Annotated in this window: 16 protein-coding genes; 15 read left to right on the plus strand and 1 reads right to left on the minus strand. The window is 69.2% G+C overall.

The features are described from left to right. Window positions 1–3: 3 nt before the first annotated feature. A complete protein-coding gene (locus OHA89_RS29945) occupies window positions 4–276 on the minus strand; it encodes a UBP-type zinc finger domain-containing protein (protein WP_266610811.1) in 273 nt (90 codons plus the stop codon). A gap of 286 nt (window positions 277–562) precedes the next feature. On the opposite strand from OHA89_RS29945, the gene OHA89_RS29950 reads away from it, so the two are divergent. The 15 genes from OHA89_RS29950 to OHA89_RS30020 are packed head-to-tail and all read left to right on the plus strand — an operon-like array spanning window position 563 to window position 14,211. Next, window positions 563–1,387: a type 1 glutamine amidotransferase domain-containing protein gene (locus OHA89_RS29950; RefSeq protein WP_257557238.1), complete on the plus strand. Its 825-nt coding sequence runs from the start codon at window positions 563–565 to the stop codon at window positions 1,385–1,387. A 33-nt stretch (window positions 1,388–1,420) separates the two neighbouring features. Continuing rightward, window positions 1,421–3,064 carry a thiamine pyrophosphate-binding protein gene (locus OHA89_RS29955; protein WP_266610814.1) on the plus strand — a complete coding sequence of 548 codons (1,644 nt, stop codon included), beginning with the start codon at window positions 1,421–1,423 and terminating at the stop codon, window positions 3,062–3,064. Between the two features lie 38 nt (window positions 3,065–3,102). Beyond that, on the plus strand, window positions 3,103–3,537 hold the full coding sequence (locus tag OHA89_RS29960; protein ID WP_215147942.1) for a nuclear transport factor 2 family protein: 435 nt from the start codon (window positions 3,103–3,105) through the stop codon (window positions 3,535–3,537). 25 nt (window positions 3,538–3,562) lie between these two features. After that, window positions 3,563–4,018, plus strand: a complete 456-nt coding sequence (locus tag OHA89_RS29965) for a nuclear transport factor 2 family protein (protein WP_406367504.1) — start codon at window positions 3,563–3,565, stop codon at window positions 4,016–4,018. Window positions 4,019–4,031: 13 nt separating this feature from the next. Further along, the gene (locus tag OHA89_RS29970; protein WP_257557242.1) at window positions 4,032–4,409 is read left to right on the plus strand and encodes a nuclear transport factor 2 family protein; all 378 of its coding nucleotides are present in this window, start codon (window positions 4,032–4,034) and stop codon (window positions 4,407–4,409) included. Window positions 4,410–4,419: 10 nt separating this feature from the next. Continuing rightward, the gene (locus tag OHA89_RS29975; RefSeq protein ID WP_266610818.1) at window positions 4,420–6,024 is read left to right on the plus strand and encodes a GMC family oxidoreductase; all 1,605 of its coding nucleotides are present in this window, start codon (window positions 4,420–4,422) and stop codon (window positions 6,022–6,024) included. Continuing rightward, window positions 6,017–6,628 (plus strand): DJ-1/PfpI family protein, encoded by a 612-nt coding sequence (locus OHA89_RS29980; RefSeq protein ID WP_215147950.1) that lies wholly within the window; start codon window positions 6,017–6,019, stop codon window positions 6,626–6,628. The genes OHA89_RS29975 and OHA89_RS29980 overlap by 8 nt, the downstream gene beginning before the upstream one ends. Continuing rightward, window positions 6,628–7,071, plus strand: a complete 444-nt coding sequence (locus OHA89_RS29985; protein WP_257557261.1) for a VOC family protein — start codon at window positions 6,628–6,630, stop codon at window positions 7,069–7,071. Before OHA89_RS29980 ends, OHA89_RS29985 begins: the two co-directional genes overlap by 1 nt. A 1-nt stretch (window position 7,072) precedes the next feature. Continuing rightward, window positions 7,073–8,896: an AGE family epimerase/isomerase gene (locus OHA89_RS29990; RefSeq protein WP_406367506.1), complete on the plus strand. Its 1,824-nt coding sequence runs from the start codon at window positions 7,073–7,075 to the stop codon at window positions 8,894–8,896. A gap of 37 nt (window positions 8,897–8,933) precedes the next feature. Continuing rightward, window positions 8,934–9,284: an STAS domain-containing protein gene (locus OHA89_RS29995; RefSeq protein WP_215147956.1), complete on the plus strand. Its 351-nt coding sequence runs from the start codon at window positions 8,934–8,936 to the stop codon at window positions 9,282–9,284. Then, the gene (gene glgX / locus OHA89_RS30000; RefSeq protein WP_257557265.1) at window positions 9,281–11,428 is read left to right on the plus strand and encodes a glycogen debranching protein GlgX; all 2,148 of its coding nucleotides are present in this window, start codon (window positions 9,281–9,283) and stop codon (window positions 11,426–11,428) included. Before OHA89_RS29995 ends, glgX begins: the two co-directional genes overlap by 4 nt. A gap of 16 nt (window positions 11,429–11,444) precedes the next feature. After that, entirely contained in the window at window positions 11,445–11,756 is a 312-nt protein-coding gene (locus OHA89_RS30005; protein WP_215147958.1) for an STAS domain-containing protein, read from the plus strand. Between the two features lie 14 nt (window positions 11,757–11,770). Next, window positions 11,771–12,226 (plus strand): anti-sigma regulatory factor, encoded by a 456-nt coding sequence (locus OHA89_RS30010; protein WP_251065236.1) that lies wholly within the window; start codon window positions 11,771–11,773, stop codon window positions 12,224–12,226. Beyond that, a complete protein-coding gene (locus OHA89_RS30015; protein WP_257557267.1) occupies window positions 12,208–13,467 on the plus strand; it encodes a PP2C family protein-serine/threonine phosphatase in 1,260 nt (419 codons plus the stop codon). The genes OHA89_RS30010 and OHA89_RS30015 overlap by 19 nt, the downstream gene beginning before the upstream one ends. Then, the gene (locus OHA89_RS30020; protein ID WP_215147962.1) at window positions 13,468–14,211 is read left to right on the plus strand and encodes a MinD/ParA family protein; all 744 of its coding nucleotides are present in this window, start codon (window positions 13,468–13,470) and stop codon (window positions 14,209–14,211) included. Window positions 14,212–14,238: the final 27 nt, after the last annotated feature.

Genomic DNA, 14,238 nt, shown 5'->3' on the forward strand with positions numbered 1-14,238 from the left:
CGCTCACGCCGGGTCCAGCATCAGCTGGTCGGCGTAGCACCAGGCCCAGTCCTCGCCGGGCTCGTGGGAGGCGGCGATGGGGTGCTCGGACGTGCGGTAGTGCCGGGTGGCGTGACGGTTCTTCGAGGAATCACAGCATCCGACGTGCCCGCAGCTGAGGCACATCCGCAGATGTACCCAGCCGTCACCGGCGATGAGGCACTCCTCGCAGCCCTCGGTCCCGGGCTTCACCGGACGTATCTGATCGATGTGCGTGCACAACAGGTCCATCGTCATCGTCCCCGTCCCTCTCCTCGTGCTCACGCTCGTCAACAACACAGCCGCGCGCCCGTGATTCACGGCGCGTCCAGACGATAGATCGGGGCCCTGGTAATGGTTCACTGATTCGGCCGAAGTCAGGTAGTCCTGAAGCTACTTCATGACGTCCGACGACGACTTCCTGAGGTGACCCCATGACCTGGCCCGCTACCTCACGAAGTCGCACACGGGCGCTTTGACGCAGGCTCTGGGCGCGGCCAGTGTGGTGGACGCCAACGACAACAGGCGGCGCCTGGAGGAATACGTGAGCAGAAAGATTCTGGTCATTGTCTCCGAACACGGTTACTGGGCCGAAGAACTGATAGGGCCCGTATCGAAGTTCGATGAGCGGGGCTACGAGGTCATATTCGCCACGCCGACCGGAAAGCGTGCACACGCTCTCCCGCCGAGCCTCGACGCGAACTACATCGATCCTCCACTGGGACGCTCGGTCACCACCGAGGAGAACGCCCGGCTGGGCCGGGAGTTCGAGCAGTCGAGCCGGCTCGACTCGCCGCTCGACATCGAGGCGTGGGTTCCCGAACGCCCGTACACGAGCGACGCGGGCTACCTGCCCAAGCTGGAGCAGTACCACCGCGATCTGGACAAGATCGACGCCGACATCGCCGACTACGACGCGATCCTCATCGTAGGCGGCAGCGGCCCGATCGCCGACCTCGCCAACAACGAGCGCGTGCACGCCCTGATCCTGGCCTTCAAGAAGGCCGGCAAGGTCGTGGCCGCGGAGTGCTACGGGGTCGCCTGCCTGGCCTTCGCCCGGGACTGGAGCGACCGCAGGAGCATCATCTGGGGCAAGCACGTGACCGGCCACTGCAAGGAGTACGACTACAAGGACGGCACCGGATTCCTCGGTACCGACTTCAACATGGGGCCGCCGCCGTACCCGCTGGAGTACATCCTGCGCGATGCGACGGGCCCGCGCGGCGCGTACCACGGGAATTTCGGAAAGCCCGTGTCGGTCATCGTCGACTTCCCGTTCGTGACGGGACGGTCCACCCCGGACTCGTACCTCACGGGACAGAAGATCGTGGAAGTCCTCGAGGACGGTCTCACCCGATACGGCTGGTAATTCCGGAAACTCGTGGGAATGAGGGGGAGTTCGATGAATACCGGAGCCACTCCCGGACGGGAAAGGCTGATCGAGCAGTTCAAGGCCGACGGCCTGAATGTGATGTTCGGAAATCCGGGGACGGTGGAACAGGGATTCCTCGACGCGGTGGACGCGGCAGAGGACTTCCAGTACATCCTCGCTCTCCAGGAGACCGTGGCCGCCGGTATCGCCGACGGATACGCCCGGGCGACCGGCGGCGCGGCGCTCCTCCAGCTGCACTCCGGGGTGGGGCTGGGCAACGGCATCGGGATGCTCTACCAGTCGCTGCGCGGCCACACCCCGCTCGTCGTGGTCGCCGGTGACGCCGGGGTCCGCTACGACGCCATGGACGCGCAGATGGCGTCCGATCTGGTGGCGATGGCCAAGCCGGTGACGAAGTACGCGACCCGGGTCACCGACCGGCACTCCGTGCTCCGCACCATCCGGCGGGCCGTGAAGATCGCGCTCACCCCGCCCCGCGGGCCCGTGTTCGTGGCACTGCCGATGGACGTGCTGGACGAGCTCAACTCCGAGCCCGTGCTGCCCGCCACGGTGCCGCTCACGGACGTGGCGCCCTCGCCGGCCTCGGTGGGGCGGGCGGCCGAGCTGCTCGCCTCCGCCGAGCGGCCCGTCGTCCTCATCGGCGACGGGGTCTCGCTCTCCGGGGCGCAGAACGAACTGGCCGCCGTCGCCGAGCTGCTGGGCGCCGACGTGTACGAGGTCGACTCCTCCGAGGTCAACATCGCGGCCTCGCACCCGCTGCGGCGGGGCCAGACGGGCCACATGTTCGGCCCGCACAGCAAGGACCTCGTAGGGAACGCCGACGGGGTGCTGATCGTGGGCACCTATGTCTTCCCGGAGGTGTTCCCCGAACTGGAGAGCCCCTTCCGGGAGGGCGCGAAGGTCGTCCACATCGACCTCAACGCCTATGAGATCGCCAAGAACCACCCGGTGGACCTGGGGCTCGCCGCGGATCCCAAGCAGGCGCTGCGCGCGCTGGCCGGCGTACTGGAACACCGGCTGACCCCGCAGCAGCGGGCCGCCGCGGCGGCCCGGATCGACGTACGGGCCCGCGAACGGGCCCGCGAGGCAAAGGCGCAGACCGACGACGGCACGCCGATGTCGGTCTTCCTGCGGACCCTGGCCGAGCGCACCGGCGGAGACCTGATCGTCTTCGACGAGGCGCTGACCACCTCCCCGCTGGTCACGAAGTACCTGCCCGCGGAGCGCCCGGGCGACTACCACCTCACCCGGGGCGGTTCGCTGGGCGTGGGCTTCCCGGGCGCGGTCGGCGCCAAGCTGGCCCGTCCGGACCGGCTCGTCGTCGGCTTCGCGGGCGACGGCGGCTCGATGTACACGTACCAGGCGCTGTGGACCGCGGCCCGGCACGGCATCGACGCCAAGTTCGTCGTCTGCAACAACCGCAAGTACCGGCTGCTGGACGACAACATCGCCCAGTACTGGCGGGAGCGGGACATCCCCGAGCACGGGTTCCCGGGCTCCTTCGACCTCTCGCACCCCGAGATCGACTTCGCCGGGCTCGCGCGGTCGCTCGGCGCCGGCGGGATGCGGGTGGAGAAGCCGGACGAGGCGGCCGCGGCCGTGAGCCGGATGCTGGCCCACCCCGGTCCGTTCCTCGTCGACATCCAGATCTGACCAGAGCAGTCACGCAGCACGGAACAGGAGGAGACCGCATGCCCGCCGAGCGGCAGTTGACCGAGGACGCGATCCGCAGTTTCGCCGAGGACTGGTACGTGGCGCTGGACCAGCACGTACCGCTGGACCAGGTGCTCGCCCTGATCACCGAGGACCTGGAGTTCAAGGTCCCCGAGGACGTCTTCCTCGGGCACCAGGGCTTCGGCCGCTGGTACGAGGCCGTCACCAACCGCTTCTTCGACGAGGTGCACACCGTCACGAAGGTGGAGCCCGTCATCGAGGGCGACCGGGCGATCGTCCGGGTGCTCGTCAACTGGCAGGCCAAGATCTGGGACCCGCCGGCCGCCCGCAGCGAGTGGCTCGGCTTCGACGCAGACCAGACCTGGACCGTGGTGGCCGGTCCCGACGGACCGCTGATCAAGCAGTACACCGTCAACGACCTGGCTCCGATGCCCGGTTCCGGCTCGCTCTGACCGCCCCGGCGAAGGAGAAGCGACGATGACCGAAGTGACACGGGAGCGGGTCCAGGCGGCCTACGCCGCCCTCGGCTCCGGCGACCGGGCGCGCATCCTGGAGTACTACTCCGAGGACCTGCGCTGGCTGGTGCCGGGCAACCACCCGCTCGCCGGCTGGTACGAGAGCCTGGACGCCTTCCTGGAGCTGATGGGGCAGACCCACAAGCTCACGGGCGGCACCTTCCGGATGGACCTGGAAGCGGTCCTGGTCGGCGAGGACTGTTCCGCCGACGTGTGCCGCAACGTCGCCCTGCGCGACGGCGCGGACCAGGACAGCCGGTCCCCGTACGAGCGGATGGACTACCCGGTCTTCCACTACATGCGGTGGCGGGAGGGCCGGATCGTCGAGGGCCGCGACGGGCTGTTCGGCGACACGGCCTCCGCCTTCAGCCAGTTCTGGGCGCCGTTCGCGCCGGACGGAACCCGCAGGGACCGATAGGGGGATGAGCGCGATGGACGCAGAGCAGATCCTTGAGAAGTACTACGAGTACGCCAACGCCGGTGACTGGGACCGCTGGTGCGACCTGTTCGCCGACGACCAGGTCATGGACGAGCAGCTCGCCGGTCACATCGAGGGCCTCGAGGTCCTGCGCTCGATGATGAAGGGCATGGGCACCATGTACCGAGTCTTCCGGAACGAGCCCGTGCACTTCATCGTCGACGCGGACGGGGAGAAGGCCGCCGCCGTCTCGCACCTGACCGCGGTCAGCGCCTCGGGCGAGGCCATCGAGGCCCGCGTCATGAACTTCTTCCGGATCGTGGACGGAAAGATCGCCTACATGGCGAACTACCACGACACCGTCCCCTTCCAGGTTCTGAGCCAGGGCTGAGGAGGGACCCATGAGCGTGGAAGAGTACGACTACATCGTCGTGGGATCCGGCACCGCGGGCAGTGTCCTCGCGAACCGGCTCTCCGAGGACCCGGACGTCTCCGTCCTCGTCCTGGAGGCGGGCGGCTCCCGGATCCCGCCGGAGGTCGACGACCCGTCCTCCTGGTACAAGCTGCTCGGCGGGCCCGTGGACTGGGGCTACACCAGCACCCCGCAGCCCGGCCTGGACGGCCGCCGCACCTACGAACCGCGCGGCAAGGCCCCCGGCGGCAGCAGCAACCTCTACATCATGATGCACATCAGGGGCCACGCCTCGGACTTCGACAACTGGGCCTACCAGGGCGCCGCCGGCTGGGCGTACGAGGACGTGCTCCCGTACTTCGCCCTGCTGGAGGGCCAGGAGGACGCGACCGCCGCCACCACCGGCACCCGCGGCCCCCAGCGGATCACCAACGCCGGACGGCACGGCCCCAACCCGGTCTCGCGCGCCTTCATCGATGCCGCGGTCGAGCTGGGCCACGAGGAGGTCGCCGACTTCAACACCGACGGGCCCCGGCGCGGCCTCTTCGGCACCGGCTGGCACCACATCGACGTGGCCGACGGCCGCCGCCAGGGGGTGCTCGCCGCCTACCTGGAGCCCGCGCTCGACCGCTCCAACCTGACGCTGCGCACCAACGCGCAGTCCACCCGGCTGCTCTTCGACGGGGACACCTGCACGGGCGTCGAGTACGCCCAGCTCCAGGCCCCCGCCGAGTTCCCGGGCCGGACGGTCCGGGACGGTCACAGCAGCACGGCGGCGCCCGGGCTGCACACCGTACGGGCCCGCCGGGAGGTGATCGTGGCGGCCGGGGCGATCGAGTCGCCGAAGCTGCTGCTGCTCTCCGGCATCGGCCACCCCGAGCAGCTGCGCGAGCACGGCATCGCGGTCACCGCGGCCCTGCCCGGGGTCGGCGAGAACTTCCACAACCACGTGCTGACCGGGCTGATGGCCGAGGTCACCCAGGAGCTCCCGCCGCCGGCCCAGAACCTGTCGGAGAGCGCTCTGTTCCTGTCCTCGCAGCCCGGACTGCCCGCGCCGGACCTCCAGATCGCCTTCGTCCACGTCCCGTTCGACGTGATCGTCGGCCAGGACCACCCCAACACGGTGTCCATCCTGCCCGGGGTGGTGCGCCCGGTCTCGCGCGGCTGGATCAAGCTCGCGAGCGCCGACCCGCTGGCCCACCCGCTGATCAACCCGAACTACCTGGGCGACCGGTGGGACCTGGAGCGCATGGTGCAGGGCATCAAGATCGCCCGGGAGATCTTCGCGACCTCCGCCTTCTCGCCCTGGTACAAGCAGGAGCTCCAGCCCGGACCCGGCTACGCGAGCGACGAAGACCTGCGCACCTTCGCGAAGCAGAAGTCGGAGAGCTACCACCACCAGGCCGGCTCCTGCCGCATGGGCATCGACGACCTCTCCGTCGTCGACCCCGAGCTGCGGGTGCACGGCGTACGGAACCTGCGCGTCGTCGACGCCAGCGTGATGCCCGCGGTCCCGTCGGGCAACTGCCACACCGCCATCGCGATGATCGCCGAGCGCGCCGCGGACTTCCTGAAGGGGGCCTCCCGTGCCTGACGTGGTGCTGCGCGAGGGCGCGCTGACCGGGACCCGGATCGCGGTGCTCGTCGAGAGCGACTTCTACGAGCCGGAGATCTTCTACTACCAGCACCGGTTCGCGGAGGAGGGCGCCGAGGTCGACTTCCTGACCCGGCTGTGGGGCAACGACTCCATCACCTTCTCAGGTCACGAGTACCGGGCGCCCTTCACCGCCGACAAGTCCCTGGAGGGGCTGAGCGACGAGGAGCTGCGCCGGTACGCGGCGATCATCGTGCCCTCGGGCATGGTCGCCGACCGGCTGCGCTACACCGAGGACGTGGACGTCCTCGCTCCCGCCACCGAACTGCTGCGCCGGGCCTTCGCGGAGCCGACGGTCCTCAAGGGGATCATCTGCCACGGCATGTGGCTGGCCTCCTCCATCCCGGACAAGATCCGGGGCCGCAAGGTGGTCTGCCACAACAACCTCATCGGCGACGTCCGCAACATGGGCGCCGAGTACGTCGACGAGGACGTGGTGGTGGACGGCGACCTGGTCACCGGCCGCACCGGCGCCCACCACCACCTCTTCGCCCGCCGGATCATCGAGCTGGTCGCGGCGGAGCGGGGCCGGAGGGCCGGCTGATGGGACGGATGGTCTGGTCGCACGTGGGCCTGAACTGCACGGACCAGAAGACCACCGAGGAGTTCTACACCCGGTACTTCGGCTTCACCCGGGCCCGGGTGGTCGACCTCGGAGAGGCCCAGATCGTGTTCCTGCGCAAGGGGGACGCGTACCTGGAGCTCTTCGCGGCCGGCGCCGATCCGGCCCGCCCCGCGAACGACGACGGGCCGCAGGCCCCGGGGCGGATGCGCCACCTGGCCTTTCAGACCGACAGCGTGGACGCGTTCCTGGCATCGCTGGGCGACGCGGCCGAAGTGACCCTGGGGCCGCTGGACTTCGACGACTTCATCTGCGGATGGCGGACCGTGTGGGTCCGCGATCCCGACGGAGTGATCGTCGAGGTCAGCCAGGGATTCGAGGACGACCGCACTCACGAGGGCTCTCACGACAAGGACGGTGCATGACATGGCGGACGCCGTGAGCTTCTCCTTCTCCGACACGATCGCCGGCTACGTCGAACGCTTCGACTCCGCGTCGCGCGTGCTGCGCCTGAAGACATCCGACGACCGCGGGTTCGACGTCTCGCTCGCCGGCGGCCCCAGCGCCGAGCTGGTCCGCAACCTGGACGAGCCGTACATCGACGCCTCCGGGCACATCGACGAGATGCTGTCGCCGGGCCGGTTCCTCTTCGTCTACGGGGTCCACTACCCGGAGCAGGGCGGGCGGTACGACGCCAAGCGCCTGGTGTTCCTGGGCCGGGGCGCCGAGGACTTCCGCTTCGAGGAGCCCAGCTGGTGGATCAAGCAGATCGAGTCGCTGGCCGACTTCTACAAGCGGGCGCAGTTCGGCGACGGGCCGGTGGACTTCACCGAGTACCGCACCGAGATCCGGCTCGGCGGTGACAAGACCGCGAGCCACGTCCAGGAGACCGACACGATCTCCCGCCTGGTCTACGGCATGGCCTCGGCCTACCTGCTGACCGGCAAGGACGAGTACCTGGAGGTCGCCGAGCGCGGCACCGAGTACCTGCGCAAGCACATGCGGGTCGTGGACAGCGAGGAGGACGTGGTCTTCTGGTACCACGGCATCAGCGTCGACGGGGACAGCGAGCGCAAGCTGTTCACCTCGGAGTTCTCCGACGACTACGACGCGATCCCGATGTACGAGCAGATCTACGCGCTGGCCGGCCCCATCCAGACGTACCGGGTCACCGGTGACATCCGGATCAAGAACGACGCGGACGCCACCATCCGGCTGTTCGACAAGTTCTTCTTCGACGCGGAGCAGGGCGGCTACTACTCGCACATCGACCCGATCCTCTTCAGCGCCGACCACGAGTCCCTCGGGGAGAACGCCGAGCGCAAGAACTGGAACTCGGTCGGCGACCACGCGCCCGCCTACCTGATCAACCTGTACCTGGCGACCGGCGACCAGAAGTACGCCGACTTCCTCGAGTACACCTTCGACACCATCGCGGACAAGTTCCCGGACTACAAGAACAGCCCCTTCGTCCAGGAGCGCTTCTTCCGCGACTGGTCGCACGACACCGCGCACAGCTGGCAGCAGAACCGCGCGGTGGTCGGCCACAACCTGAAGATCGCCTGGAACCTGATGCGGATGAACTCGCTGAAGGCCAAGCCGGCCTACGAGGAGCTCGCCAAGAAGATCGGCGAGATCATGCCGGCGGTCGGCAGCGACGTGCAGCGCGGCGGCTGGTACGACGTGGTCGAGCGGATCAAGTCGGGCGACGAGGAGACGTATCGTTTCGCCTGGCACGACCGCAAGGCCTGGTGGCAGCAGGAGCAGGCGATCCTCGCCTACCTCATCCTGGGCGGCACGGTCGGCGGCGACGCGAACGTGCGCGAGGCCCGGCAGGCGCAGGCCTTCTACAACACCTTCTTCCTCGACCACGACGAGGGTGCCGTCTACTTCAACGTGCTCGCCAGCGGTACGCCGTACCTGCTCGGCACCGAGCGGCTCAAGGGCAGCCACTCGATGTCCATGTACCACTCGGCGGAGCTCTGCTACCTCTCCGCCGTCTACAACAACCTGCTCATCAACGGCCGGGAGATGGACTTCCACTTCCAGCCCGACCCGACCAACCTGCCCGACCGCGTACTGCGCGTCTCGCCCGATCTGCTCCCGGCCGGCTCGGTACGGATCGCGTCCGTCGAGATCGACGAGAAGCCGTACACGGACTTCGACGCGGATGCCCTGACCGTGCGGCTGCCCGACGTCCAGGGGCGGGTGAAGGTCAAGGTCCGGCTGCGTCCAGTGGCCAAGAAGTAGCGCTCAACGGGGGGCGCCCCAACCAGAGGGGAATGCAATGACTCTCAACGTCAAGGAACGCCGGAACAAGACGGGCACCGTGCTCGTCGCCACCGGTGAGATCAACAGCGAGACATCCGGCTCGCTGCTCCAGGCCCTGCTGCCGCTGGTCCGCGAGGGCAAGCCGCTCAAGATCGACCTCACGGCGGTCACCTACGTCTCCAGCGCGGGCCTGCGCACCCTGCTCGTCGTCTACCGCGAAGCGCAGCACGCCGGCGTCGCCGTCACCCTCTACGGGGTGAGCGAGGAAGTCCGGTTCGTCATGTCGGCGACCGGCTTCCTCGACTTCTTCGAGACCGGCGAGGCGGCGGCCGCGGCCGCCAAGGCCAAGGCCAAGGCCGCGCGATGAGCGAGGCCCAGTCCGAGCAGGTCCTGCGTGTGGACGCGTACCCGACCCACGAGGTGGGCGGGTACCGCGTCCGCGCCGGCAAACCGTTCCCCTTCGGGGCCAATGTGGTCCCCGGCGGGGTCAGCTTCTCCGTCTTCTCCGACCAGGCCACCTCCATGACCCTGGTCATCTTCAAGCGCGGAGAGCCCGAGCCGATGGCCGAGCTGGAGTTCCCCGAGGAATTCCGCACCGGCAGCGTCTTCGCCATGACGGTCTTCGGCCTCGACCACGAGAACATCGAGTACGGGTACCGGGCCGACGGCCCCTACGACCCGGTCAGCGGCCACCGCTTCGACGCCCGGCAGATCCTCTCCGACCCGTACGCCCGGCTGATCGCCGGCCGTGACGTGTGGGGCGTGGAGCCGGACTACAGCCGCGGCTACCAGTACCGCTCCCGCGTCTGCCTCCAGGACTTCGACTGGGGCGACGACACCCCGCTGGGCATCCCCGCCGAGGACCTCGTCGTCTACGAGACCCACGTGCGCGGCTTCACCCGGCACCCCTCCTCGGGGGTCACCGCCCCCGGCACCTTCGCGGGGCTGCGCGAGAAGATCCCGTACCTCAAGGAACTCGGGGTCAACTGCATCGAGCTGCTCCCGGTGTTCGAGTTCGACGAGAGCGACAACCCGCGCAGCAACCCGGAGACCGGCGAGAAGCTCTTCGACTACTGGGGCTACAACACCGTCTCGTTCTTCGCGCCGAAGGCCGGCTACGCGGCCACCGGGCGGTACGGGATGCAGGGCGACGAGTTCCGCACCCTGATCAAGGACCTGCACGCGGCGGGCATCGAGGTCATCCTCGACGTCGTCTTCAACCACACCGCGGAAGGCAACGAGCAGGGCCCGACGATCTCCTTCAAGGGGCTCGACAACGCCACGTACTACATGCTCACGCCCGAGGGGTACTACTTCAACTTCAGCGGCACGGGCAACACCGTCAACTGCAACCACCCCGTCGTGCGCAACTACGTGCTCGACTGCCTGCGCCACTGGGTCGCCGACTACCACGTCGACGGCTTCCGCTTCGACCTCGCGGCCATCCTCGGCCGGTCCCCGGACGGCACCCCGCTGCCCAACCCGCCGCTCCTGGAGCTGCTCGCCTTCGACCCGGTCCTGCGGCACACCAAGCTCATCGCCGAGGCCTGGGACGCGGGCGGACTCTACGAGGTCGGCAACTTCCCGGCGTACGGCCGCTGGGCGGAGTGGAACGGGAAGTACCGCGACACCGTGCGCAGCTTCCTCAAGGGCGACCCCGGGGTGACCGGCGAACTGGCCACCCGGATCGCCGGATCGCCGGACCTCTACTCCAGCCGCGGGACCTCGGCGTCCGTCAACTTCCTGACGGCGCACGACGGTTTCACCCTGGCCGACCTCGTCTCGTACAACGACAAGCACAACGAGGCCAACGGCGAGGGCAACAACGACGGCGGCAACGACAACGCCAGCTGGAACTGCGGCGCCGAGGGGCCGACCGACGATCCCGAGGTCAACGCGCTGCGCACCCGGCAGATGAAGAACGCCCTCGCCATCCTCTTCACCAGCCAGGGCATCCCGATGCTGCTGGCCGGGGACGAGGTCGCGCGGACCCAGCAGGGCAACAACAACACGTACTGCCAGGACAACGAGCTGTCCTGGTTCGACTGGGACCAGGTCGACGACAACGCCGAACTGCTCCGGTTCACGCGGGAGATGATCGCCTTCCGCAAGCACCACCGCGAGCTGCGCTCCACCTCCCACCCCACCGGACAGGTCCGCGAGAACCTCGGCCTGCCGGACATCAGCTGGCACGGGGAGCGGGCCTGGCAGCCCGACTGGTCGGCCGAGAGCCGGCTGCTGGCGGTGGCCCGCTGCGGCACCGGCGACGACGACGTGGTGTACGTGGCCATGAACTCGCACTGGGAGTCGCACGACCTGGAACTGCCCGCCCTGCCCGGCGGCCGGAGCTGGCACCTGTTCGCCGACACCGGGGCCGAGGCACCGCACGACATCCGCACCCCGGGCAGCGAGCAGGAGCTGGACAACGCCGGGAAGTACCTGATCGGCCCGCGGTCGGTCGTGATCCTGGTGGGCCGTACCAACGATCCCGACCGTTTCGACACGCCCTGACCGAAGGAGACCTGACATGCCGCTTTCCGTGTCCCTGAGCATCGAGGGCGACACCACCGTGATCGAGCTGACGGGCGAGCTGGACGCCAAGACCGCGCCGGACTTCCACCAGACCATCGAGAAGGCCGCCGGCCACGGCACCAGCACCGTCGAGATCAGGATGGCAGGCGTCGGCTACATGGCCAGCGCCGGACTGCGCTCCCTGGTCTTCGCCCAGCAGAAGGTCGCGAACAACGTCACCATCAAGGTGGTCGGTGCCATCGAGCCCGTGTCCCGGACGATCCGGACGGCAGGGCTCGACCGCAGCATCGTTCTCTCCGATGAGTGACCACCGTGACTGACATGGTCGAACTGGCGAGGACGTCCGCCGTACTGGAGGTGCCCGCGACGGTGGGGGCACTGGGCGACATCGCCTCGTTCGTCCTGCGGCTGGCCGGACGGGCGGGCCTGGGCAAGGGCGCCGCCTACCGGCTCCGGCTGGCCGTGGACGAACTGGCCACGAACGTCGTGATGCACGGGTACCGGGGCGGCGACGGACGGATCACCGTCCGCGGCCGCTCCGGCCCGGGCGGGGTGCGGATCACCATCGAGGACGCCGCACCCGCCTTTGACCCCGTCGAAGGCCGCCTTCCGCCCGCCCCCGGGGTTCCCCCGCAGGACCGGCGGATCGGCGGCCTCGGCATCCACCTGGCGCTGACCAGCGTGGACGAGTTCAGCTACGTGTACAGGGACGGCCGCAACATCAGCACGCTGACTGTGAAGGCTGAGGGGACGGACCCATGCCCTCCACGACCGTGATCATCCTCGACGAGTACCCGCCCCCGCCGCCCGAGCTGTTCGAGGCGCTGCGGACCATGGACGCGGAACTCGTCACCCGTACGCTGACGGAGCTCCGGGAAGGACCGCTGGAACTGCTGCCCGTCGCGGACGTGCTGCTCGCCCCGGCCGAATCCGACGGGGAGTCCGTACGGATGGCCGTGCGCCGGCTGCGCCGCTGGGCCGGGGCCCCCATCGTCGTCGTCTGGACGGTGACCGAGTTCGCCGCCCTGGAGGAACACGTCCGGATCGGGCACGACTACCTCGTACCGCCCTTCCTGCCCGCCCTCGTCGGGGCCCGGCTGCACAGCTGCTCGGAGCGCGCCGGACTCGGCCGCACCCTGCGCGAAGCCGACGCCCGCGCCGAACTCATGGGGTACGAGAAGGAACTGGAGATCGGCCGGGAGATCCAGGCCGGGTTCCTGCCCGAATCGCTGCCGGTCCCCGAGGGCTGGGAGATCGACGTCCGGTTCCGGCCGGCCCGGCAGGTCGCCGGGGACTTCTACGACGTCTTCGAGATCTCCCGGGGCCGCCGGCTGGCCTTCGTCGTCGCCGACGTCTGCGACAAGGGGGTGGGAGCGGCGCTGTTCATGGCGCTCATCCGCTCGCTGCTGCGGCACACCGCGGAGAACAGCGGCCTCCAGCACCTGGTCGCCGCGGGGCGCACGGGCGGCAGCAGACGCATCCCGGTGGTCGGCGCCACCCCGCTGCTCAACGCGGTCACCGCCACCAACGGCTACCTCACCCGCAACCACCTGCGGCAGGGCTACTTCGCCACCCTCTTCTTCGGCGTGCTGGACCCGGTCACCGGCAGCCTCGTCTACATCAACGGGGGCCACAACCCGCCCCTCCTGCTGCGCGCCGACGGCAGCCCGCCCGTCGCCCTCGAGGTCACCGGGCCCGCCGTCGGGGTACTGCCCGACTGCGTCTTCACCCTCGGCTACGCCCAGCTCAACCTCGGCGACACGCTCTTCGTGTTCACCGACGGGGTCCCCGAGGCCCGCTGCCCGAACGGCAGCTTCCTCGGTGACGAACGGATGCTGGAACTGCTCGCCGGCACCCAGGTGAGCGGCAAGGACGTGGTCGACCGGATGGACCTGGCGGTGCGCGAGCACACCGGCACCGCCGAACAGCACGACGACGTCACCATGCTGGCCCTGCACCGGCCACGCGCGGCGCGGGGGCCGCACGCGGACGGTGCCAGTCACAAGGTGGTGGCCTAGATGACCCGCACCATCGTGGTGCACTCGCACCGCGGTGGCACGGGGAAGTCCTCGGTACTGGCGAACCTCGCGCTGCTCCTCGCGGCCGAGGGACGCCGGGTGGGGGTGGTGGACACCGACATCCAGTCACCCACCCTGGACCTGCTGTTCCGGCTCGGACCGGGCGCCTCCCTGGCCGACTACCTGCTCGGCCGCTGCGAGATCGAGGCCGCGGCCCAGCAGGTGAGCCTGCCCGGGCTGTACGTCGTACCGGCCCGGACCGGCACCGCCGCCCTGCGCGAGATCATGACCAGCGGATACGACGTGGGGCTGCTTCCGGAGGGTTTCGACCGGCTGGCCGAGCACTACGCCCTCGACGTGCTGCTGCTCGACACCCACGCCGGGCTCAACAACGAGTCGGTGACCGCCATGGCGAGCGCCGACGTGCTGATGATCATGGCCCGGGCCGACCGGATCGACCTCTCCGGGGTCGAGGAGACCATCGCCCTCGCCGGGCGGCTGGCCTGCCGGCGGACCCTGGTGCTGAGCATGGCCCCCGAGGGCATCGACCGGGTCGAGGCCCGGCGGCGTGCCGAGGAGGTCTACGGCGCACCCCTGGCCGGAATCCTTCCGTACTCGCCGGAAATGGCGGCGCTGCACGGAGAGCGCATATTCGCAGAGGCTCATCCCGACCACCCCCTGGTCGGTGAATTCCGCACCATCATCTCGGCGTTGGACGCACGTGACGAAGTATCGCGTGCATGACGCCGCCCCCTTACGCCCCCCTGTAGG

It is taken from the genome of Streptomyces sp. NBC_01546 (genome assembly GCF_045208355.1).
Taxonomy (GTDB): Bacteria; Actinomycetota; Actinomycetes; order Streptomycetales; family Streptomycetaceae; genus Streptomyces.